We start from the raw sequence: 22753 nt of genomic DNA on the forward strand, positions 1-22753 counted from the left end.
TTATGTTTGATTATGAAATAGTAAGATTTGTCTGGTGGTTGTTGGTTGGCGTTTTGCTTATTGGCTTCGCTGTGACCGATGGCTTTGATATGGGGGTTGGTGCCTTGTTGCCAATCCTCGGTAAAGACGACACTGAACGTCGGATCATGATTAACACGGTTGCTCCTCATTGGGATGGTAACCAAGTATGGTTGATTACCGGTGCCGGTGCTTTGTTCGCCGCCTGGCCAACTGTGTACGCCGTATCATTCTCCGGCTTTTATGTCGCCATGATCTTAGTGTTATTGGCGCTGTATCTGCGTCCTGTGGGTTTTGACTATCGCTCCAAGATAGAAGACCCACGCTGGCGCAAGAGCTGGGATTGGGCCTTGTTTGTCGCCGGTTTTGTACCGCCACTGATCATAGGTGTTGCCTTTGGTAACCTGCTGCAAGGTGTTCCGTTCAGCTTTGATGAATATATGCGTGCCCATTATGATGGCGGCCTGCTGGGTCTGCTTAATGGCTTTGGCTTGCTGGCCGGTCTGGTCAGTGCCTGTATGTTCATGATGCAGGGTGCTTGCTGGCTGCAGATGAAGACAGAAGGTGAGCTACGCAATCGCGCCGCTGCTGCCGCTCAGTTAACTGCTGTGCTGCTGATCGTGTTGTTCGGGGCTGCCGGTGTTTGGCTGGCTACCGGCATCGACGGTTATGTGGTGACTTCGGCTCTGGATACTAACGCCGTATCTGACCCAACACAGAAGACAGTTGAAGTGGTTGCCGGTGCCTGGTTGGCCAATTACGACAAGTATCCATTGACTATGTTGTTCCCGGCACTGGGCCTGTTGGCACCTGCCTTGGTACTGCTGACCAGCCGTTTCGGCCGTAGTGGTTTTGCCTTCCTGTTCAGCTCACTGGCCATTGCCGGTATTATCCTGACTTGCGGCGCAGCTATGTTCCCATTCGTGATGCCTTCATCACAGGATCCTAACGTCAGCCTGACCATGTGGGATGCCACTGCCAGTCAGATGGCACTGAACGTTATGACTTGGGTGGCAATTATCTTTGTTCCTATTGTGCTTAGTTATACTTGTTGGACCTACTTCAAGATGTATGGTCGCTTGAATCGCAAGCACATTGAAAACAACAGCGCATCACTGTACTAAGGAGCCTGAATTATGTGGTATTTCACTTGGATACTCGGCATTTTATTGGCTTGTTCTTTCGGCATCATCAATGCTCTCTGGCTGGAAAATACAGAGAACATGGATAGAGATACTGAAGATAAGTGATAGCTTGAGTTAAACTCAAAGGCCTCCGCTCTGCGGGGGCTTTTGTCTTTTTAAGGGGGCTATGGTGGCAAATGATAAGCTTGAGTCGAGAGGGCCGCAGCAGGTCAGCGAAACCGAGGCAGTCGAGCTGATCAAAAACTGGCTCAAGCAAGACAGGATGCGGATGCAGGCACTTGAGTGTGTTGCAAACCTTGGGCCTATTGATGCCTGGCTGGCGGCGGGGTTTGTTCGTAACCTGGTGTGGGACAAGTTGCACGGCACTGTATCCAGGCTCAGCGATATAGATGTGATCTACTATGAGCCAAACGACACCTCGGAAGTCACCGACAAGGCCTATGAGGCCAAGTTGGTCGCCGCGCTCGACTTACCTTGGTCGGTAAAGAACCAAGCCAGGATGCACCTTAAAAACAATCATCAGCCCTATGTTTCAGTGTCTGATGCCATGAGTTACTGGCCTGAGCAGCAAACGGCCCTGGCTGTCAGGTTGAGAGCAGGGGAGTTGCAACTGCTTAATCTATTCCCGCTAGGCCCTTTGCTGGCGTTGGAACTCAGCCCTAATCCTAAGAGCACTCCCGGAGTATTCGAGAGTCGGCTCAAGGCCAAGAATTGGTTGGCAGACTATCCGTTATTAAAGACTCCGTTATTAAAGACTCCGTTATTAAAAACTCCATTACTCGAAACATTGTTCTAGGCTCACACACTCAAACGCCTGTGGCTCCATTATTTTCGTTGAATCCCTCCTCACTTGAACAATTGGCTTGCCGTTATTGCAGATGAATATCTTCTGTCGAGTGGCCTCCATTTTTGATTTCTGTTCTCAAATATTCGTTGAACTCTCCGACATGTTTTAGTTGAAAATACCGCTTAAATAGTATTTTTCAGCATTTATATCTGACACCAGTTGTTAAGTTTTGGTTGCTTTTCGCTTGGGCGCGTCTGTTCGAAAAATGTACTTTTATTTCACTTTAGGGATAGTGAAGTTTTGAGCTGGCTCACTTAATTTAAAGGTGCAATATCAATAAATCTTTAGTTTGTGTGATCTGTTTCGCGCTTGTGCTATCTCAAACTGGGTATCACTCGAAACGCTTGATGCAGATCAAAAATGTGAAGGGTTAAATCTGGCAGTGTGGCCTCAGTTGTTATGGATGTAATAAAAAACAAAGCGCTGTGTTGTCGCTACGGAGTGAGATGATGAAAAAAAATATCGTATCAGGATTGATTGCCGCCGCCCTTTTTTCTACTGTTGCTGCCCCTGCACTGGCCCACAAGGCCGGTGACTTTATCGTTCGTGCCGGTGCTGTTGTAGTCGCCCCGGATGAATCCAGCCAAAATGTTGTTACCCCGGATCTGGGAAACCTTGGCACCTTTAGTGTGGACAATAACACCCAGTTGGGTCTGAACTTTGGTTATATGCTGACAGATAACTTTGGTATCGAACTGCTGGCCGCGACCCCATTCAGCCATGATGTTTCTCTCGGAGAGCTGGGCAAGATTGCTGAAACCAAACACCTGCCACCTACCTTGGTAGCCCAGTACTATTTCGGTAATGCCGAGTCCAAGCTGCGTCCTTACGTGGGTGTCGGTGTTAACTATACCAACTTCTTCGACAATGAATTTACCAATGATGTCGGTGGCAAACTCTCGGATCTGAGTATGAGTAACTCCTGGGGCTGGGCCGCACAAGTGGGTCTGGATTACCAAATCAATGATAATTGGTTGGTGAACGCTTCAGTTTGGTATGCCGAGATCAGTACTGATGTTAAGTTCAACTATCACTATGGCACCAGCAATAGTGAAGTTGCTGCTGTGACTATCGAAACCGATATCGATCCTTGGGTCTATATGGTCAGCATAGGTTACACTTTCTAACGTCTTCCAAGCCCAAGCTCCCAACCCAAGAGCTCTCAACCATAAAAAAGGCGCCTCCGGCGCCTTTTTTATGGTAAACAATGAGAAGTTTATTTTATCTCTATTGCCCTCTGCGTTTCTTCACCTTCCAGTGGCGGGTATTGTAGATAAACTCAGGCAGTAGTTTGGTGAGCCAGGCAACCGTCGCCCAGCGTTTGGTGACATAGACCCGGCGTTTGCCTTTTTGCAGGGCGCGGATGATTTGCCCGGCTACCACATCTACGGGTGATAACCACAGCTTACTTTGTTGCAGCGCGGCTTTATCCAGCAATCCCAATTGAATATCCGTAATGGTGATCGGTAGCTTAAGCCTTTGGGCATGCATGGACAACCCCTCGAGATAGTTCATTCCAAAGGCTTTGGAGGCATGAAAAGCCACGCTGGGGCCACCGCGAAGACCGGCAATGGAGTTGATGGCCGCAAGCTGACCATAACCTTGCTCGCGAAATAGCCTGAAAGCTGTATTGCAGACGGCGGCAAAGCCACGGACATTGACACTGATGATCTCATCTTCAAGCTGCCAGGGCAGATCCGGATGATAGGAGTTGAGCCCGGTATTGACCAACACCAGATGTGCGCCCCCCAACTGTTGCCAAATCTGTTCCAGCTCGGCTATCAAGGTTTGCGGTTTATCTATGTCCAGGCCAAACACTTGAGCCTCGGTTGCCAGGGTGGCGGCAAACTCTTTCAATGAGTCGGGATCCTGTGCCAGCAATGCCAGTTTAGTGCCTTCATCGGCCAGGCGGCGGGCTATTTCACGGCTGAGGAGTGAGCTGGCGCCCACAATAATCGCAGTTGCTTGTGTCATAAGGATATTTGAACTCAAAAATGGAGTCCTATGATAGGATTATCCTCACAGGTTCTCAATGATTAAACTTGGATGTATAGACATCTAGAAGTCTTTGTGTATGATTAGGAGCTAGCAATGAAAATGACAGGCAACTGGCTGCGCATGCCAATGATGGCGGCTGTAGCAGGAATGATGGCACTCACAGGTTGTGCAACCCCGAATGCCACAGTCGAAATTGATGGCGATGTCTGGTACCGCGAGCGTATTGCGCTGCCACCGGAAGCCGTATTGACGGTTCAGGTTCAGGACGTTTCCAAAGCGGATGCTCCGGCAGAAGTGCTGGCGGTTATTCAGCGCGACAGCGTAACCAGCCCAACGCCTTTTAAGTTTATTCTTGCCCGGGATCAGTTCCAGAGTGGCCACAGCTACAGTGTCAGCGCCAGGATCACCCTCAAGGATGACTTACTCTTTATCAATACCCAGGCCTATCCTGTCAATATCGACAAGGTTGAGCCGGTATCAATCATGGTGCAAAAGGTAGGGCGCTAACAGGAATAACGAGCCAAGCGCCTTGCCCTGAAAGTTCAGGAGAGACGCTTTATGCCCGTAAGAATACCCGATAACCTGCCTGCCGCCGGTGTGCTTGAGTCGGAGAACATTTTTGTTATGTCCGAGAGCCGGGCGGCGATGCAGGATATACGGCCGATGAAGGTGTTGATCCTCAATCTGATGCCCAACAAGATTGAGACAGAAACCCAGTTGCTGCGGCTGTTGGGCAACACTCCGTTGCAGGTGGATATCGATCTGCTCAGGATCCACGACAAAGAGTCGAAACATACGCCGAGCGATCACCTCAATACCTTTTACCGTGACTTTGAAGATGTGCGCCATCGCAACTATGATGGCCTGATCATCACTGGCGCCCCCCTGGGGCAGCTGGATTTCGAGGAGGTTACCTACTGGGATCATATCCGCGAGATTATCGATTGGTCACAGGAGCATGTCACCTCGGTACTGTTTCTCTGCTGGGCGGCCCACGCCGGTTTTTATCACCTGTATCAACTCGAGCGTAAGATCCTCGCTGAAAAATGCTCCGGGGTTTATCAGCATAGGCGTATTCGCGCCCACGTGCCCTTGCTGCGCGGCTTTGATGATGAGTTTTATGCTCCGCACTCCCGTTATGCCCAGATGGATGTGGACGAGCTTAAGGCACATCCCGAACTGACTGTCCTGGCCGAGTCAGACCAAGCCGGTGCCTATCTGGTGATCAGTAAGGATAATCGCAACCTGTTTGTGATGGGGCATCCGGAGTATCGCAAGTCGACCCTTAAAGATGAGTACCAAAGAGATCTGGCGGCCGGGTTGGCACCCAAGATCCCGCAAAACTATTTCCGCAACGATGACCCAGAGGCTGAAGCGATTGCCCGTTGGTATAGTCACGGTAGTCTGTTGGTGAGTAACTGGCTCAACTATTATGTCTATCAGTTGACCCCTTATGACTTATCGGATCTCAGTGCTATTACGCCCTGGGAACAGAGTGGTTGAGCTGTAACATCAAATGTTTTGTTGGCGGGAGTCGCAGTCTTGTGGCTCCTGTCAGGGCTTAGCTCATATCAAGCCAGATGGCGTCAGCCTCTACTGCTTATGCTTCCTTAAACTGATATTTCCTTCTCTAATATTTTCTAAGCTGTAGTGTTTTGGCTTTCTTTCAGGGCACACGCTGTCATCCTGCTGTAAATCCTCCCTGACAAAAATACCTATAAACAGAGCCCGTATTAGACTAATTATTACTTGCCTTACGTTCGCGTAAACGTCAAAGTGGCAACAACAGAGTGCAAATTTGCTGCACCTTACACCGCTGGCCTGCAGTTGGGCCGGTGTTTGGGTGCCCAACAAGGGAGTCAACAATGAGTCGTCCTCAGGATATTGTTATCGTCGCCGCCAAACGAACCGCCATGGGCGGTTTTCAGGGCTGTCTTTCCACTGTGCCTTCTCCTCAGCTGGCGGCTTCCAGCATCAAGGCCTTGATGGAAACCACAGGTGTGAAGGGCGAACAGGTCGATGAAGTGCTGATGGGATGTGTATTGCCGGCCGGTCTGGGGCAGGCGCCTGCCAGACAGGCGGTTTTGGGGGCAGGTTTGCCCCAGTCTGTTGGCGCAACCACAGTCAACAAAGTGTGCGGCTCAGGGATGAAAACCGTGATGCTGGCGCACGATCTTATCAAGGCCGGCAGTGCCAATATCGTGATTGCCGGTGGTATGGAGAGCATGAGTCAGGCGCCATATTTGCTGGATAAGGCTCGCGGCGGCATGCGCATGGGGCACGGCAAGGTGCTGGATCATATGTTCCTCGATGGGCTGGAAGATGCCTATACAGGGGGCGCCATGGGAACCTTCGCCCAGAAAACCGCCGACGATTTTGGCCTGACCCGTGAAGCCATGGACGCCTTTGCCCTGAGCTCACTGGAAAAAGCCAATGCGGCCATTACCTCAGGTGCCTTCAAGGAGGAGATAGTCCCGGTAACCGTAAGCAGCCGCCGCGGCGATACTCTGATTGATACCGATGAGCAGCCCGGCAATGCCCGCCCTGACAAGATCCCGGCGCTACGTCCCGCTTTTGCCAAAGACGGCACCATTACCGCCGCCAATTCCAGTTCGATTTCCGACGGTGCCGCCAGTTTGATGCTGATGAGCCGTGAGCAGGCTGAAAACCTGGGGCTGGCAGTGATGGCTACCATCAAGGGCCATACTACCCATTCCCAAGAGCCGGCCATGTTTACTACGGCGCCTGTGGGTGCCATGCAAAAACTGTTGGCACAGACCGGCTGGAGTAAGGATGAGGTCGACCTTTTCGAAATCAACGAAGCCTTCGCCATGGTGACCATGTTGGCCATCAGCGAGTTGGGGCTGGATGCCGCCAAGGTTAACGTCAATGGCGGTGCCTGTGCGCTTGGTCATCCGATAGGTTGCTCCGGCGCCCGTCTGTTGGTTACTCTCATTCATGCGCTCAAGGCCCGAGGCCTCAAGCGTGGTATGGCATCGCTGTGCATAGGTGGTGGTGAAGCCACAGCTATGGCGATTGAGATCTGATATCCCGTCGGCCGCGACAGCGGCCGGCAACAAATTAAAGTAATCAACAAGACAGGACACGGCGCCATCAAAAAGCAGCCACAAGAGCTGTAGGTGCGTCGTCCCACTACCTACAAGGAATTCTTATGAGCACACAAGTCAAGCACTACATAGATGGCGAATTCGTCAACGGTTCCGGCAGCAAGCAGATCAATGTTACCAATCCGGCCAATAATGAAACCATCGCCTTTATCAACTGTGCGACCCAGCCGGAAGTTGAGCGCGCCATCGCCAGCGCCAAGGAAGCCTTCAAGAGCTGGAAGGAAGTGGCCGTTTCCGAACGTGCTCGGGTTATGCTGCGCTATCAACACCTTTTGAAAGAACACCATGACGAGCTGGCCACCATTTTGGCCCAGGAAACGGGTAAAACCTTTGAAGATGCCAAGGGTGATGTCTGGCGCGGCATTGAAGTGGCCGAGCATGCCTGCAACATCGCCTCCTTGCTGATGGGTGAAACGGTTGAGAACGTGGCCCGCAGCATAGATACCTACTCCTACACTCAGCCGCTGGGTGTCTGCGCCGGGATTACGCCATTCAACTTCCCGGCGATGATCCCGCTGTGGATGTTCCCGCTGGCTATCGCCTGCGGCAACACCTTCGTCCTCAAGCCGTCCGAGCAGGACCCAATGACGCCGCAGCGTCTGGTGGAGTTGTTTGAACAGGCCGGGGCTCCCAAGGGCGTGCTGCAGCTGGTTCATGGTGATAAAACGGCGGTTGATGTACTGCTGTCTCACCCGGATATCAAGGCGATTTCCTTTGTGGGCTCTGTGGGCGTGGGTCAGTACATCTACAAGACAGGCACTGATAACCTCAAGCGGGTGCAGGCCTTTGCCGGTGCCAAGAACCACTGCGTGATCATGCCTGATGCCAACAAGCAGCAAGTGATCAATAACCTGGTGGGCGCCTCGGTTGGCGCTGCCGGTCAACGCTGTATGGCGCTGTCGGTCGCTGTGTTTGTCGGCGCCGCCAAAGAGTGGATCCCTGAGCTGAAAGAAGCCCTGTCCAAGGTGCGTCCCGGTCTTTGGGATGACAAGGAAGCCGGTTACGGCCCACTCATCAGCCCGGCCGCCAAAGAGCGTGTGCTCAAGCTTATCGCCGAGGGCAAGGCCGAAGGCGCCGAGTGTCTGCTTGATGGTTCCGACTGCACTGTACCCGGTTATGAGTCAGGCAACTGGGTCGGCCCGACCATGTTCGACAAGGTAACAACGGACATGAGCATCTACAAGGAAGAGATCTTCGGCCCTGTGCTCTGCTGTATGGAAGCCGAGTCGCTGGAAGATGCCATTGAGCTGGTTAACGCCAGTCCTTACGGCAACGGCACCTCTATCTTTACTGCCAGCGGCGCCGCGGCGCGTAAGTACCAGCATGAAATCGAAGTGGGTCAGGTGGGTATCAACGTGCCCATTCCAGTGCCGCTGCCATTTTTCTCTTTCACGGGTTGGAAGGGTAGCTTCTACGGCGATCAGCACGCTTACGGCAAGCAGGCGGTGCGTTTCTACACAGAGACCAAGACCATCACCAGCCGTTGGTTCGAGTCTGATATCGCCTCTGGTCCCAACATGACTATCGCCCTCAAGTAACAGTGTGAGCCCAAGGGCACCGGCAATGGCCGGTGCCCCTTTTTAATCGCAACAGTAAATAACAAGAGATCCGGCATCACCGGATCACCGCAAGACGCAGAGATCTGCGCACAGGAGTCAAGCATGGATTTCAATCTCAACGAAGATCAGCGCCAATTCGCCGAGCTGGCCCGTCAGTTTGCCGCCGATGAACTGGCCCCATTTGCCGCCAAATGGGATGAGGAGCATCACTTTCCCAAAGACGTGATCCAAAGAGCCGGGGAGCTGGGATTCTGTTCACTCTATTCTCCCGAGTCGGAAGGCGGCATGGGCCTGTCGCGTCTGGATGCCTCGATTATTTTTGAAGAGCTGGCCAAGGGCTGCACTGCCACCACAGCCATGCTGACCATTCACAACATGGCCACCTGGATGGTGACGACCTGGGGCCAGCAAAGTCTGCGGGCCGAGTGGTCTGAAGCGCTGACCACAGGCAGCAAGCTGGCTTCTTACTGCCTGACCGAGCCGGGTTCAGGCAGTGACGCCGCTTCACTTGCCACCCGCGCCGAGCGCGACGGCGATGAGTATGTGATTAACGGCTCCAAGATGTTTATCTCGGGCGCCGGCGCCACCGAGCTTTTGGTGGTGATGTGCCGCACCGGCGAGGCCGGCCCCAAGGGCATTTCGGCCATTGCCATCCCGGCAGATGCCAAGGGCGTTATCTACGGCAAGGCCGAGGACAAGATGGGCTGGAACGCCCAGCCAACCAGACTCATTACTTTTGAAAACGTGCGGGTGCCGGTCAATCATCTGTTGGGTGAGGAAGGCCAGGGCTTTACCTTCGCCATGAAGGGCCTGGATGGCGGCCGCATCAATATCGCCACCTGCTCTGTGGGTACTGCTCAGGCTGCGCTTGAGCGCGCCACCGAATATATGCATGAGCGCAAGCAGTTCGGCAAACCACTGGCCGCCTTCCAGGCGCTGCAGTTCAAGCTGGCCGACATGGCCACAGAACTGGTCGCCGCGCGGCAGATGGTGCGTCTGGCGGCATTTAAGCTGGACAGCGGCGATCCCGAAGCCACGGCTTATTGCGCCATGGCCAAGCGTTTTGCCACAGACATAGGGTTTGCCGTGTGTGACAGCGCGCTGCAAATTCACGGCGGTTACGGCTACATCCGCGAATACCCGCTGGAGCGACATTTCCGTGATGTACGGGTACACCAGATCCTGGAAGGAACCAATGAGATTATGCGCCTTATCATCGCCCGCCGCCTGCTGGATGAGCATGCCGGCGAGATCCTCTAAGGCCACACCCATTTAACCGAATTGCAAGGAGTCATTCATGTCTTTTTTGATTGAGCATATCGAAGGCCATACGGCTGTTCTGACCATCAACAATCCACCGGCCAACACCTGGACGGCCGAGAGCCTCAATGAACTGCGTCTCAAGGTGGAAGAGCTCAACAATGATCCCGATATCTATGCCTTGGTACTGACAGGGGAAGGGGAGAAATTCTTCTCGGCCGGCGCCGATCTTAAGCTGTTTGCCGACGGTGATAAAGGCAATGCCGCCACCATGGCACGCTGTTTTGGCGAAGCATTTGAAACCCTGAGCGCCTTTCGTGGTGTGTCTATTGCCGCCATTAACGGCTATGCCATGGGCGGCGGTTTGGAAGTGGCACTGGCCTGTGATATCCGTATCGCCGAAGAGCAGGCGCAGCTGGCATTACCCGAGGCCACAGTCGGCCTGCTGCCTTGTGCCGGCGGCACCCAGAATCTGACCGCTCTGGTCGGTGAGGGCTGGGCCAAGCGGATGATTCTTTGCGGTGAGCGAATCGATGCCGCCAAGGCCCGTGAGATTGGCCTGGTCGAAGAGGTCGTTGGTAAGGGCGAGGCCCTGAGCGCCGCCATTGCGCTGGCGACCAAGGCCGCCAAGCAGAGCCCATCTAGCGTGACCGTTTGCAAGCAGTTGATCCAGGCTGGACGTAATATGCCAAGAGCTCAGGCACTGCCGCTGGAGCGTGAGCTGTTTGTGGCTCTGTTTGACACCCAAGATCAGAAAGAAGGGGTCAATGCCTTCCTGGAGAAGCGCGCAGCCAACTGGAAAAACGCATAAGGAGGCGCTGATATGAGTCATGAAGTGGTATTTCAGACCCTGGGAACCGCCAGCGGCAAGTTGATTGGTGTGGCCACACTTACTGTAGAAAAAGCACTCAATGCACTGAACCTCAACATGGTGCGTTTGCTGGCCAAGCAGTTGGCTGCCTGGAAACAGGATGAACAGATTGCCTGCGTGATCCTCGACGGCAGCGGCGACAAGGCCTTTTGCGCCGGTGGTGATGTGCGGGCGCTGTATCAGGCGCAGCAGGCCAATCCCGGCAGTTACACCCAGGAAGCCCGGGTGTTTTTCGAAGAGGAGTATCGGCTCGACTTTCAGCTGCATACCTTCGGTAAGCCTGTATTGGTTTGGGGCGACGGCATAGTGATGGGTGGCGGTCTGGGGCTGATGATAGGTGCCAGCCACAGAGTGTTGACCGAGCGTTCGCGCATCGCCATGCCCGAGGTCACCATAGGCCTATACCCGGATGTCGGCGGCAGCTATTTTCTCGGCCGCATGCCGGGTAAAACAGGGCTGTTTCTCGGCCTGACCGCCTACAATATGAATGCGGCCGATGCCCGTTATACCGGCATTGGCAATCATTTTCTGGCCTCAACGGATAAAGAGCGCATGCTCGATGCCATGGCGACGGTGAACTGGGGCAATAACACCAGTCTCAACCAGCAGAAGCTGCATGATCTGCTCAATGAACTGGAAACCCAGAGTGAAGAGCGTCCCGGCAGCAGTCGCTTGAAGGGCCATCAGGCTCAGATTGATGAGCTGATGACCGGGGATATGGCGGAAATTCTCGCCAAGATGCAGACCTTGGAAACCGAAGAGGGCTGGTTGCAGCGTGCCCGTGACACCATGCTGAGCGGTAGCCCGCTGAGCTGGGCGCTGGCCTACGAGCAGTCAAGGCTTGGGACCGATATGAGCCTGGCGGATTGTTTCCGCTTCGAGCTGGGTCTCAGCCTCAACTGCTGCGCCATAGGTGATTTTTGTGAGGGTGTCAGGGCGCTGCTTATCGACAAGGACCGTAATCCCAACTGGCGTTACGGCAAGGGCAAGATAGCACCGCAAGAAGCGGTATCTGCCTTGCTCGAGTCGCCATTTGAACATGAACACCCATTGGCCGATCTGTAACAGATGTCGGCAAACAAGATTCCAACAGGGAGAGCAAACAGATGACAACAGTGGCTTTTATTGGTTTGGGCAACATGGGTGGGCCGATGGCGGTCAACCTGATCAAGGCCGGGATGACTGTTCGGGTATTCGATCTGGTGCCGGCGGCGATGCAGAGCCTGGCAGAGCAGGGGGCTATAACTGCCCAGAGCGCCTGTGGCGCAGCGGCGGGTGCCGATGTGGTGGTAACCATGTTGCCGGCCGGCAAGCATGTGCGTAGCCTGTACCTCGGCAGCGAGCAGCAGCAAGGGCTGCTGGATGTTGTGGCCGAGGGAACCTTGCTTATCGATTCATCGACCATAGATGCCGACAGCGCCCGCACTGTGGCGGCTGCATCGGCCGCCAAAGGGCTTGAGTTTGTTGATGCGCCGGTTTCCGGTGGCACCGCCGGGGCCGCAGCCGGTACGCTGACCTTTATCTGCGGCGGCAGCGATGCAGGTTTTGCCAAGGCCAAACCCGTTCTCGAGTGTATGGGCGCCAATATTTTCCATGCAGGCAGTGCCGGAGCCGGTCAGGTTGCCAAAATCTGCAATAACATGCTGTTGTCTGTCTTGATGGTGGGTACCAGCGAGGCGCTGAGTCTGGGGATAGATAATGGTTTGGATCCCAAGGTGCTGTCAGATATCATGAAAGTTTCGAGCGGCGGCAACTGGACCTTGGAGAAATACAACCCCTGTCCCGGGGTGATGCCAAGCGTGCCATCGTCCAATGACTATCAGGGCGGGTTTATGGTGGATCTTATGGTTAAGGACCTCGGCTTGTCCCAGGAAGCAGCGCTGTCCAGCCAGTCGAGCACCCCCATGGGCGCACTGGCGCGCAGCCTCTATGTCAATCATGCCCGCAAGGGTAATGGTCGTCGCGATTTTTCCAGTATTTTTGAACAATTCAAGCAAGAGAAATAAGGATAACCCAATGGATGTAAAAGGTAAGGTAGTCGCCATCACAGGTGGAGCCGGTGGACTGGGTCTGGCGATGGCGCAGGAGCTGGCCGCAGCCGGTGCCCGTCTGGCGCTGATCGATGTGGATCAGGACCGTCTGGAGCAAGCCTGTGCTCTGCTGGGCGAGACCGAAGTGCAGGGTTATGCGGTGGACATCACAGATGAAGAAGATGTGATGGCAACCTTTCAGTACATTCTGGAAGATTTTGGTCAGCTAAATGTGCTGGTAAACAACGCGGGTATTTTGCGTGACGGCATGTTGATTAAAGCCAAAGAGGGCCAGGTGACAGACCGTATGTCGCTGGAGCAGTTCCAGTCGGTTATCAATGTAAACCTGAGCGGCAGTTTCCTCTGTGGCCGAGAAGCCGCCGCTGCCATGATAAGCTCTGGTCAGGAAGGGGTGATTATCAATATCTCCAGCCTGGCTCGGGCCGGCAATGTGGGGCAGAGCAACTATGCCGCCTCCAAGGCAGGTGTCGCTGCTATGGCGGTGGGCTGGGCCAAAGAGCTGGCGCGCTACAAGATCCGGGCCGCTGCTGTTGCACCCGGGGTTATCGCCACCGAAATGACCGCCGCCATGAAACCGGAAGCGCTGGAGCGCCTGGAGAAAATGGTACCGGTCGGCCGTCTGGGTGATGCCGCTGAAATCGCCTCGACAGTCAAATTCATCATTGAAAACGACTATGTCAATGGCCGGGTATTTGAAATTGACGGCGGTATCCGCCTGTAATTCAATGCCTTGAGATCAAGGCCAAAATAGATATCATCCCTGTTCTTTACTGGGTTTCAAACAAAGGCAGGGATGATGTTTTCTTCCTCCACCAGGCAGCTTGTTTGTTAATTTTCTTTTGCCATGATGCGCTGCAGCTCTATGTGAACGATGGCGATAAGTTGGTGAATATCTTCTCTGAACTTATGTACTTCTATGAGGATTTGGCCGGTGAGCGGGATGAAACCGGCGAACGCGCCAGGGTCTTGCAAAAGTTATCATTCTGCAATGGTGAGGCGTAGATACTTGTCCGCTTTGTATTACAGACGTTGACAATTCTTGTCTCGGATTGAACAATCCCCCCTAATAAAAGTTAAAAGTACCAGAGGTATCGACACTCACCCATGCATTGGTTGGAGAAACAGATTAAGCGCCTGCTTTTGTTGGTGGGAATTGCGGGTGTCATGGTAATCTATTTCGGATTCTTCTATCTGCTTCTCAGCGGTCGCTCTACTGAACCCATCACCTGGTACTATTTGCTTTCACCTTGGATCTGCATCTTTTTTGGATTATCCAGTTTGCAGCAGTACAGGGTGTTGCAGTGGTTCTGCGCCAAATTTAAATAACAACACAAGACTTAAGTTGTAGTAGTTTCAATCTGCCTGAGGGTGGGTGTTGGGGGAAACGAAACCATGATTTTCAATCCCGGAAAGCAAATTTTGGCCGTAGCGCTGATGGTGCTAGTGCTGCAGGGGTGCGGTCAACCTGCGCAGGAGCAACAAGCGCCTGCCGACAATGAGCAGAGGATTAGCGCCGCTTATGGCAGCTGGGTCTCGCCTTTGGGGGCCGCCGAAGTCTACGGCAGTGCTTCGGCAATAGGTGAGCTGCAGAGTGTCGGTGATGCGATTTATTTCTCGGAATCCAGCCCGGCCGAAGGCGGCAAGGTGGGGATAAAGCGTCTTGAAAAAGATGGCAGCATTACCAGTGTGGTGGCACCGGCCTTTGGTATCGGCAGTCGCGTTCATGAGTATGGCGGTGGCGATTTTCTTGGTATAGGTCAGAGCCTGTTTGTCACCAAGGGGCAGGATCAGCTGTTTTACCGGATAGCGCCGAATCAGGAGGCGCTGGCTCTGACTCCCAATGGCACCCGTCACGGGGAATGTATCTCTTACCCCAAGGGCTCACGGATTATTTGTGTTCGGGAAGATCATCGCCAACCGGGTGAGCCTAAGGCCAGTTTGGTGACCATTAACCTGAATTTCTCCGGAGAAGGGGATATCTTTGTCGATGGGCACGACTTTATCAGTTCTCCGGCAATCAATGCCGACAATACTCAGCTTGCCTGGATCACCTGGGAACATCCCAACATGCCTTGGGATAATACTCAGTTGTGGCTTGGGGATCTCAATCGCAAGGGGCAGTTGACTAACATTCGCCAAATCGCACCCGAGCGCAAGGGCGCACTGATGCAACCCCTGTTTAGCCCAAACGGCGTGCTCTACTTTATTGCCGACTATGACAACTGGTGGAACCTCTATCGACTTGATGCCAAAGGCGATATTGAACAGGTTACCCAACTCAAGGCTGAAATCGGCGGCCCTGCCTGGAAGTTGGGGCAGCACGCTTACGCCTTTGAAAATGAAAATACCCTGATAGCCAGTTTCAACAAGGAAGGGGATGCCGGATTGCTGCGACTGGATCTGCAGACCGGGGTTATTGAAGTGCTGGCTGCCGACTTTGCCGATATCAAACAGGTGGTGCAGGGGGCCGACGGGGTTTATTTCGTTGGCAGTAGACCTACGCCAGAGCGCGGCATCTATAAGGTTTCCGGCCGCGGCACAGAACTTGTGTATGCACCTAAAATTTGTGGTCTGGATCCCAGATACATCTCCCGCGCCGTCAATGTTGAGTTTACCACCAAGGGGGGAGACAAGGCTCACGGCTATTTTTATCCGCCGGTAAATGGTGATTACCAACCTCTGCCGGATACCCGGCCGCCTCTTTTGATGATGTTGCATGGTGGACCGACCGCTAGCGCAAATAGGGCATACGACAGCGCCATTCAATACTGGACCAGCCGCGGCTTTGCCGTGTTTGAGCTCAATTATCGCGGCAGTACCGGCTTTGGCCGCCAATATCGCCAGAGCCTCTATGGCAACTGGGGCAAGGCAGATGTTGAGGATGCTGTCTGGGCTGCAGGTTTTTTAGTTGACCAAGGCTGGGTCAATGCTGAGAAATTGGCTATCCGCGGCGGTAGTGCCGGTGGCTTGAGCGTGCTTTCAGCCTTGGCTTTCCATGATAAGTTCAAGGCCGGGGTGAGCTATTTCGGGATCAGTGATATCGAGGTGCTGGGCAAGGAAACCCATAAGTTTGAGTCAAGATACCTGGATCAACTGATAGGCCCTTACCCGGAAATGAAGGCAGTGTATCGTGAACGCTCGCCCCTCTACCACCTGCAGGGTTTCAACGAACCTTTGCTGCTGTTGCAAGGACTCGAAGATAAGGTGGTGCCACCGAGTCAGTCGCAGCATATCTACAAGGCGCTGAAAGACAAGGGGGTGCCCACAGCATTTATCGGCATAGAGGGAGAAGGACATGGCTTCCGCCAGCCTCACAACAAGATACTGGCGTTGGAATCAGAGCTGGTGTTCTATGGTATGGTGTTTGATTTCACCCCGGCGGGCACACTACCGGCACTGAAGCTGGACAATGCCGCAGCCTTGGCGCGGCCCGGACAACAAGTTGAGTGATAGCTTCAGGCCTGTTTGGTTTCGCTGGACAGGCCATCTATGATGGCGCATTCAGACTGATTGCCGCCGCGGCACTGGGATACCAGTTCGCTCAGTTGGGCATGCAGCGACGCCAGTCTGGCCATCTTGTCTTCCAACGCCTGCAGGTGCCCTTTGGCCAGACGTTTGACATCCTCGGCGCAGCGCTTGGGATTGTGTTTCAGTTGCAACAGATCCCGGCATTCATCCAAGGTAAAGCCCAGCTCGCGGCAGTGCTGTAAAAACTTGAGCGCCTCGATTTCAGCGGTCCGATACTCACGATACCCATTGTCGCCTCTGTGGGCCTCAACCAAGCCTATGTCATGGTAATAGCGGATACTCTTGATACTCAGACCAGTTGCCTTGGCCACTTCGCCTATTTTCATCGCTAAACTCCTGCCCTGTTGGGACTTTTGTGGGCTATTTTGTCGCGCCGCAAGCGCATTGTTGAGAGTCAGAGCACCTTTTCGCTTATGGATAATTATCCGGACTTGACTCTCCCGTTACGGGAGACTTTAACCTTTATCTCAGTGTTGAGCCAGCCTCGCTTGCGAGGGGCACAGATGGGAGTTTCCAATGGACCAGATACAATTCACCATAGCGAATATGAAGTGCGGCGGCTGCGCCCGCAAGATAAAGGCCCTGTTCGCCGATGATACCGGCGTAGAAGCCGCTACCGAGGTGGCAGATAAGTCGTTGACGCTGACATTCGCCCCGGGCGCTGAGCTTACCCCCGCCGCGGCGTTGGCGAAACTGAAAGACGCAGGTTATGACGCCGAGCAGGCCGAGATTGCTGCTCCCGGCGCCAGTGACAGCGCGCAAGAGCCCAGCCCTGAACCTAGCCCTGAAGCCCCTGGCCGCTTTAGTTTCCATGTTGCCGATATGAATTGCGGCCACTGTGAGAGTAAGCTTCGCAAGGCGCTGGCTGATGAGCTTGAGGTAGAAGTCGACCTTAAAGACAAACAACTGCGGCTGAAAAGTCACAAGAGCGCGGCCGAACTGGCCGAATTGATAACAGGTGCAGGCTTTACCCCGCAAGCGCTTGCGCCTGGCAATACAAGTGAGCCGGAACACTTCCGCTTTTATGTTGGCGATATGACCTGTGGCCATTGTGAGGCCAGTATTCGTAAGGCGCTCAGTGATGAAGCTGAGGTGACGGTCAATCTGAACCAGAAACAGCTTGCACTGAAAAGCCATAAAACCGCCGCTGAGTTGACCGAACTGTTAAAGGCCGCCGGGTTTACCGCCGAGCCTTGGCGCGATGAGCATGCCGAGGCTGATACCGAGACTGAGATTGAGACAGAAGCTCAGGCTGACGCTTCGAAACTGGCAGTGGCTGCAACTACAACTGAAGCTGAAACTGGCAAGCATGCCGATAAAGCCGTCAAGCAGAAGGCCGCCACGGCTTATCCTGCCAGCCCCACACTACTGTTTGTGCCGGATATGAGCTGCGCCAGCTGCGTGGCCAAGATAGAAAAAGCCTTTGCCGCCAAAGAGGTCGAGGCCAGAGTCAACTTGGCCGACAAGCAGGTGAGCGTAGCCGCAGGGTTGCCAGTGGCTGAAGCCGTTGCGCTGCTGCTCTCGGCCGGGTATCGCGCCGAGCCGATAACCGACGCCGCCAGTGCCATGGCCGACAAGGCCGAGCATGATGCCAGGGAATATCGCACCCGGATAAGGCAGGCCATTGCCGGTCTTGGGCTGGGGATCCCCTTGATGATCTGGGGCCTGGCCGGTGGTGACATGATGATCCACGATAGCCAAAGCCAACTTATCTGGGGCGCCATGGGGCTGTTGACCTTGTTGCTGCTGGTCACCACCGGGGGGCACTTCTTNTGGCCGGTGGTGACATGATGATCCACGATAGCCAAAGCCAACTTATCTGGGGCGCCATGGGGCTGTTGACCTTGTTGCTGCTGGTCACCACCGGGGGGCACTTCTTCAGTGGTATGTGGCGCTCACTCAAGGCCAAGAGTGCCAACATGGATACGCTGATCGCCCTGGGTACGGGCACGGCCTGGCTTTACTCCATGCTGGTGGTGCTTATTCCCGGCTTTTTCCCCGACGGCACCCGTCATGTGTACTTTGAGGCCAGTGTGATGATCCTCGGCTTGATTAACCTTGGGCACGCATTGGAGCTGAGAGCCCGCGGCAAGACCAGTGAAGCGGTGCAGAAGCTTATTGGCCTGCAGAGCAATACGGCTATCAAGATCACCGAAAACGGCGATGAAACCGTGGCCATAGCGGCGCTGGTGGTGGGTGACAAGCTGAGACTGCGCCCGGGTGACAGAGTGGCGCTAGATGGTGAAGTGCTTTCAGGCAATTCGTTGCTCGATGAGTCCATGCTCACAGGCGAACCCATTCCTGTGGCTAAATCCGTGGGCGACAGTCTGAGCGCCGGCACAGTCAATGGTAACGGCAGCCTTATTTACCAAGTTACTGCCGGGCCTGCCGATACCCGCCTGGCGAAGATTATTGCCCTGGTTCAGGAGGCCCAGACCTCCAAGATGCCTATAGGGCGATTGACAGACAAGATAGCCGCCGTGTTTGTGCCTGTGGTGGTGGTGATTGCGCTGCTGGCGGCCATCATCTGGTATTTTGCCGGTCCTGAGCCCGCGCTGTCCCATGCGCTGGTGGTGCTGACCAGTGTACTGATTATCGCCTGTCCCTGCGCCTTGGGGCTGGCGACGCCTATGTCCATCATGGTATCTGTCGGCCGCGCCGCTTCCATGGGGGTGTTGGTGAAAAACGGTGAGGCGCTGCAAACCGCCAGCAAGGTCAGCTGTGTGGTGCTGGATAAAACCGGCACCATCACAGAAGGTAAGCCCGCCGTCACCCAGGTGGATATTTTTGATGATGCCTTTGATGAGCGCGAGCTGCTGCGTGCCGTGGCGAGCCTTGAGCAACACTCGGGTCACCCCTTGGCGGCGGCGCTGCTGGATGCCGCCAAAGCCAAAGAGGTTGTGCTGAGTGAGCCGCAGGGGTTTGACTATCGCCAGGGGCAAGGGCTGCTGGGTCAGTTTGAAGGCCGGCAGTGGGCGGTCGGCAACAGCAAGCTAATGGACGCACTGGGCATTAGGCTGACCGAGGCGCACCAGGCAAGACTGGAGCAGGGGGCGGCGCTTGGACACACCCAGGTGCTGGTGGCTCGAGATAATCAACTGCTGGCGTTGGTGGGGATCAGTGACCCAATCAAAGCCGATGCCAAAGAAGCCATGGCCGCGCTCAAGGCTCAGGGCAAGCGCTTGGTATTGCTCAGTGGTGATAACCAGGTCACCGCTGAAGCCGTGGCGCGTCAGGTGGGGATAGAGGAAGTCATCGCCGGGGTGTTGCCGGATGAAAAGCAATCCTGGGTCAGTAAGTTTCAAGCGCAGGGTGAAGTGGTGGCCATGGTCGGTGATGGGATCAATGACGCCCCGGCGCTGATGGCCGCCGATGTCGGCATTGCCATGGGCTCGGGCACAGAGATTGCCATAGAGAGCGCCGACCTGACCTTGCTTAACCCAAGGCTGGGCAGCTTGGCCGGGGCATTTGCCCTGTCGCGGGCGACGCTTGGCAATATCAAGCAGAACCTTTTCGGCGCCTTTATCTACAACACTCTGGGGATCCCTATTGCTGCCGGGGTGCTGTACCCGCTGACAGGGATCTTGCTGAGCCCTGTGGTGGCCGGCGCGGCAATGGCGCTGTCTTCATTGACTGTGGTGACCAACGCCAATCGCTTGCGGCGTCAGTCTTTGGATTAAGCTTTTTCAGCGTTCGAGCCGGGGAAATTGCCCCGGCTTTTTCTTGTTTTATCGCCTTGTTTTTCCTGTTTAAATAAGGGGCTTGCCTTTGCTTAGCAATAATGCCTGCCGAAAAGAGAGCCTGCGGTCACGGCCTTAGCCAGTTAGAGCCTTTAGTCTATAAGAGCCTTTGGTCAATATAAGCTTGGGGCTGGATATCGCGGGCCAAGCGAGTCACAGCAAGGACAACAGGGAATAAGAAAAGGAATGGGAAAGGAGAAAAGAAATGGGGAAGGAGCTGGAAAATGCAATCCAGAAAATTCACCGCGGCAGCTAAGCTGAGTCTGCTAGGCGGCGCCTTACTGCTTAGCGCCGTCTCTGTACCTGCTCAGGCGGGCTGCGGCGTGAAAAGCACTCAGTGCATAGTGATCAAGGGCGACAGCCAAAAGACCCTGGAGTGTGAAATCACGGTTTGTGCCAATGTGCACTCATTTCTCAGTCGCTGGCAGTTGGCCGATGGCACCATGCTGAGCACGGATTACACCGAGGACAGCGAGAGCGTCACTATCAATGGTGAGCCGGGATATGCCTTGCCGGCGGATATTTTGCGCGCTGAACTTGGCTGTTACAGCACTTTTGCAACAAACAAGGCGGAAACTACCTTGGTGTGTGGCCGCGATCTGGATTTTTAATCTGCTTACAGAAGATTTTTAAAGTCTTTTATAAACAGCTGGTTGCACTGCTTTATCTCGCTGGCTGCCCGCGAGTTTGGTTGATAATTCACGCAGGAATGTTATAGTGCCCGGCTTTATTTACCCGGCCAATCATAGGCCTTGGGCTCTTGGACGCGGCTTTACATGGCCCGGTCCCGCATCTGGATATTTTGGAATCATACAGTGATAACGACAGCTAACATCACCATGCAGTTTGGCGCCAAGCCGCTGTTTGAAAACATCTCGGTTAAATTCGGCGAAGGCAACAGATACGGCCTTATCGGCGCCAATGGCTGCGGAAAGTCTACTTTTATGAAGATCCTTTCCGGTGAGTTGGAGCCAACCTCGGGTAATGTTTCGCTGGATCCCAACGAGCGTCTGGGTAAGCTGAATCAGGATCAGTTCGCCTATGAAGAGCACAGCGTTATCGACACAGTGATCATGGGCCACAAAGAGCTGTGGGCGGTGAAGCAGGAGCGCGATCGCATCTATTCCTTACCGGAAATGAGCGAAGAAGACGGCATTAAAGTGGCCGATCTTGAGATGCAGTTTGCCGAAATGGACGGTTATACCGCAGAAAGCCGCGCCGGTGAGCTGCTGCTCGGGGTGGGTATTCCGCTGGAGCAACATTTTGGCCCTATGAGTGAAGTGGCACCGGGTTGGAAACTCAGGGTGCTGCTGGCACAGGCCTTGTTCTCTGATCCCGATGTATTGCTGCTCGACGAACCGACCAACAACTTGGATATCGATACCATTCGCTGGCTGCAGGAGATGCTTAACCAGCGTAACAGCACCATGATCATTATTTCCCACGACAGATACTTCCTCAACTCTGTCTGTACCCATATGGCGGATCTGGACTACGGTGAGCTGCGGGTCTATCCGGGCAACTATGATGAATACATGACAGCCGCCTCTCAGGCTCGTGAGCGCCTGGTGGCTGAAAACGCCAAGAAGAAGGCGCAGATTGCCGAGCTGCAAACCTTCGTGGCGCGCTTCTCTGCCAACGCTTCCAAGGCCAAGCAGGCCACGTCCCGTGCCCGTCAAATCGACAAGATCAAGCTGGATGAGATCAAGGCCTCCAGCCGGGTTAACCCCTACATTCGCTTCGAACAGGAGAAGAAACTGTTCCGTAACGCTTTGATTGTTGAAAACATGAGCAATGGTTACGATGAGCTGCTGTTCAAGGATGTGAACTTTATCGCCGAAGTGGGCGAGCGTATTGCGATTCTGGGTGAAAACGGTGTGGGTAAGACCACCTTGCTGCGTACACTGATCCATGAGTTGCCACAAAAGAGCGGTACCATTCAGTGGTCTGAAAACTATCGTATCGGCTACTACGCCCAGGATCATGCCAGCGACTTTGAAAATGATATGAACCTGTTCGACTGGATGGGTCAGTGGCGTCTGGAAGGTGATGACGATCAGGCGGTGCGTTCAGTGCTGGGCCGTATGCTGTTCAGCGCCGACGACATCAAGAAATCTGTCAAGGTACTGTCCGGTGGTGAGCAGGGTCGTATGCTGTTTGGCAAGCTGATGCTGCAAAAGCCCAATATTCTGGTGATGGACGAACCAACCAACCACCTGGATATGGAATCGATAGAGTCGCTGAACAACGCTCTCGAGCTCTATGAAGGCACCTTGCTGTTTGTCAGCCATGACCGCGCCTTCGTGTCATCTCTGGCCAACCGTATCATAGAGATAAGCGCTGATGGCGTGAGCGACTTCAAGGGCACTTATGATGAGTTCCTGGCCAGCAAAGGCATTGAAGCCTAAGTCTTTTATGGCAGGCTTGGTGTAACACCCAGTGAAAAAATCACAATAAACAAGGCCGGTTCATTGAACCGGCCTTGCTGTTTTTAAAGGCTTGGATCAGAGGCGCGCTGACCTATTCTTCGGTAGTGTTCATAAATCTGTGTCATTTGAGTAATATACACCCAAAAGGATATTCAAATGACCAAACCTACATTCGACAT

General features: G+C 54.1%; 22 protein-coding genes. 20 read left to right on the forward strand and 2 right to left on the reverse strand.

The genetic code is table 11. The annotated features are described in order from the left end of the window. Nucleotides 1-2 precede the first annotated feature (2 nt). From cydB to ompW, 4 genes are all read left to right on the forward strand, one after another. On the forward strand, nucleotides 3-1142 hold the full coding sequence (gene cydB / locus CX650_RS03470; RefSeq protein ID WP_101095037.1) for a cytochrome d ubiquinol oxidase subunit II: 1140 nt from the start codon (nucleotides 3-5) through the stop codon (nucleotides 1140-1142). 12 nt (nucleotides 1143-1154) lie between these two features. After that, nucleotides 1155-1268 (forward strand): cytochrome bd-I oxidase subunit CydX, encoded by a 114-nt coding sequence (gene cydX, locus CX650_RS03475; RefSeq protein WP_039032771.1) that lies wholly within the window; start codon nucleotides 1155-1157, stop codon nucleotides 1266-1268. Between the two features lie 61 nt (nucleotides 1269-1329). Beyond that, the gene (locus CX650_RS03480; RefSeq protein ID WP_101095038.1) at nucleotides 1330-1959 is read left to right on the forward strand and encodes a nucleotidyltransferase family protein; all 630 of its coding nucleotides are present in this window, start codon (nucleotides 1330-1332) and stop codon (nucleotides 1957-1959) included. Between the two features lie 497 nt (nucleotides 1960-2456). Continuing rightward, nucleotides 2457-3137 carry an outer membrane protein OmpW gene (ompW, locus tag CX650_RS03485; RefSeq protein ID WP_071475960.1) on the forward strand — a complete coding sequence of 227 codons (681 nt, stop codon included), beginning with the start codon at nucleotides 2457-2459 and terminating at the stop codon, nucleotides 3135-3137. A gap of 100 nt (nucleotides 3138-3237) precedes the next feature. Here ompW and CX650_RS03490 read toward each other — a convergent pair whose 3' ends face one another. Continuing rightward, nucleotides 3238-3984: an SDR family NAD(P)-dependent oxidoreductase gene (locus tag CX650_RS03490; protein ID WP_101095039.1), complete on the reverse strand. Its 747-nt coding sequence runs from the start codon at nucleotides 3982-3984 to the stop codon at nucleotides 3238-3240. A 117-nt stretch (nucleotides 3985-4101) separates the two neighbouring features. Between CX650_RS03490 and CX650_RS03495 the strand changes: the two genes are divergently transcribed. The 12 genes from CX650_RS03495 to CX650_RS03545 all read left to right on the forward strand — a co-directional run bounded on the left by CX650_RS03495 (nucleotide 4102) and on the right by CX650_RS03545 (nucleotide 16327). Then, nucleotides 4102-4515 carry a YbaY family lipoprotein gene (locus tag CX650_RS03495; protein WP_039032774.1) on the forward strand — a complete coding sequence of 138 codons (414 nt, stop codon included), beginning with the start codon at nucleotides 4102-4104 and terminating at the stop codon, nucleotides 4513-4515. Nucleotides 4516-4566: 51 nt separating this feature from the next. Then, nucleotides 4567-5511 (forward strand): homoserine O-acetyltransferase MetA, encoded by a 945-nt coding sequence (metA, locus tag CX650_RS03500; protein WP_093982681.1) that lies wholly within the window; start codon nucleotides 4567-4569, stop codon nucleotides 5509-5511. Between the two features lie 362 nt (nucleotides 5512-5873). After that, the gene (locus tag CX650_RS03505) at nucleotides 5874-7055 is read left to right on the forward strand and encodes a thiolase family protein (protein WP_101095040.1); all 1182 of its coding nucleotides are present in this window, start codon (nucleotides 5874-5876) and stop codon (nucleotides 7053-7055) included. A gap of 125 nt (nucleotides 7056-7180) precedes the next feature. Further along, on the forward strand, nucleotides 7181-8674 hold the full coding sequence (locus CX650_RS03510) for a CoA-acylating methylmalonate-semialdehyde dehydrogenase (RefSeq protein ID WP_025009786.1): 1494 nt from the start codon (nucleotides 7181-7183) through the stop codon (nucleotides 8672-8674). A 123-nt stretch (nucleotides 8675-8797) separates the two neighbouring features. Beyond that, nucleotides 8798-9955: an acyl-CoA dehydrogenase family protein gene (locus tag CX650_RS03515; RefSeq protein WP_025009787.1), complete on the forward strand. Its 1158-nt coding sequence runs from the start codon at nucleotides 8798-8800 to the stop codon at nucleotides 9953-9955. Nucleotides 9956-9992: 37 nt separating this feature from the next. After that, nucleotides 9993-10766: an enoyl-CoA hydratase gene (locus CX650_RS03520; RefSeq protein ID WP_039032778.1), complete on the forward strand. Its 774-nt coding sequence runs from the start codon at nucleotides 9993-9995 to the stop codon at nucleotides 10764-10766. 12 nt (nucleotides 10767-10778) lie between these two features. Further along, entirely contained in the window at nucleotides 10779-11891 is a 1113-nt protein-coding gene (locus CX650_RS03525; protein ID WP_101095041.1) for an enoyl-CoA hydratase/isomerase family protein, read from the forward strand. Between the two features lie 41 nt (nucleotides 11892-11932). Continuing rightward, complete coding sequence (gene mmsB, locus CX650_RS03530) at nucleotides 11933-12832, forward strand: 3-hydroxyisobutyrate dehydrogenase (protein ID WP_025886569.1); 900 nt, start codon at nucleotides 11933-11935, stop codon at nucleotides 12830-12832. A 10-nt stretch (nucleotides 12833-12842) separates the two neighbouring features. Beyond that, nucleotides 12843-13598 carry an SDR family oxidoreductase gene (locus tag CX650_RS03535; RefSeq protein ID WP_039032781.1) on the forward strand — a complete coding sequence of 252 codons (756 nt, stop codon included), beginning with the start codon at nucleotides 12843-12845 and terminating at the stop codon, nucleotides 13596-13598. Nucleotides 13599-13702: 104 nt separating this feature from the next. Then, nucleotides 13703-13879, forward strand: a complete 177-nt coding sequence (locus tag CX650_RS19980; protein WP_157822986.1) for a hypothetical protein — start codon at nucleotides 13703-13705, stop codon at nucleotides 13877-13879. A gap of 102 nt (nucleotides 13880-13981) precedes the next feature. Beyond that, nucleotides 13982-14203: a hypothetical protein gene (locus CX650_RS20290; RefSeq protein ID WP_039032782.1), complete on the forward strand. Its 222-nt coding sequence runs from the start codon at nucleotides 13982-13984 to the stop codon at nucleotides 14201-14203. A 66-nt stretch (nucleotides 14204-14269) separates the two neighbouring features. After that, nucleotides 14270-16327 (forward strand): S9 family peptidase, encoded by a 2058-nt coding sequence (locus CX650_RS03545; RefSeq protein ID WP_373297530.1) that lies wholly within the window; start codon nucleotides 14270-14272, stop codon nucleotides 16325-16327. 5 nt (nucleotides 16328-16332) lie between these two features. On the opposite strand, the gene CX650_RS03550 is transcribed toward CX650_RS03545, so the two are convergent. Continuing rightward, a complete protein-coding gene (locus CX650_RS03550; protein WP_101053036.1) occupies nucleotides 16333-16731 on the reverse strand; it encodes a MerR family DNA-binding protein in 399 nt (132 codons plus the stop codon). Between the two features lie 190 nt (nucleotides 16732-16921). Here CX650_RS03550 and CX650_RS03555 point away from each other — a divergent pair, with 190 nt between their 5' ends. From CX650_RS03555 to CX650_RS03570, 4 genes are all read left to right on the forward strand, one after another. Further along, nucleotides 16922-18196 (forward strand): cation transporter, encoded by a 1275-nt coding sequence (locus tag CX650_RS03555; RefSeq protein ID WP_101095042.1) that lies wholly within the window; start codon nucleotides 16922-16924, stop codon nucleotides 18194-18196. Further along, nucleotides 18193-20085 carry a copper-translocating P-type ATPase gene (locus CX650_RS03560; RefSeq protein ID WP_101095043.1) on the forward strand — a complete coding sequence of 631 codons (1893 nt, stop codon included), beginning with the start codon at nucleotides 18193-18195 and terminating at the stop codon, nucleotides 20083-20085. Before CX650_RS03555 ends, CX650_RS03560 begins: the two co-directional genes overlap by 4 nt. A 284-nt stretch (nucleotides 20086-20369) precedes the next feature. After that, on the forward strand, nucleotides 20370-20756 hold the full coding sequence (locus CX650_RS03565; protein ID WP_101095044.1) for a hypothetical protein: 387 nt from the start codon (nucleotides 20370-20372) through the stop codon (nucleotides 20754-20756). A 204-nt stretch (nucleotides 20757-20960) separates the two neighbouring features. Further along, a complete protein-coding gene (locus CX650_RS03570) occupies nucleotides 20961-22553 on the forward strand; it encodes an ABC-F family ATPase (RefSeq protein WP_083399767.1) in 1593 nt (530 codons plus the stop codon). Nucleotides 22554-22753 lie beyond the last annotated feature (200 nt).

Source organism: Shewanella indica, from assembly GCF_002836975.1.
Taxonomy (GTDB): domain Bacteria; phylum Pseudomonadota; class Gammaproteobacteria; order Enterobacterales; family Shewanellaceae; genus Shewanella; species Shewanella indica.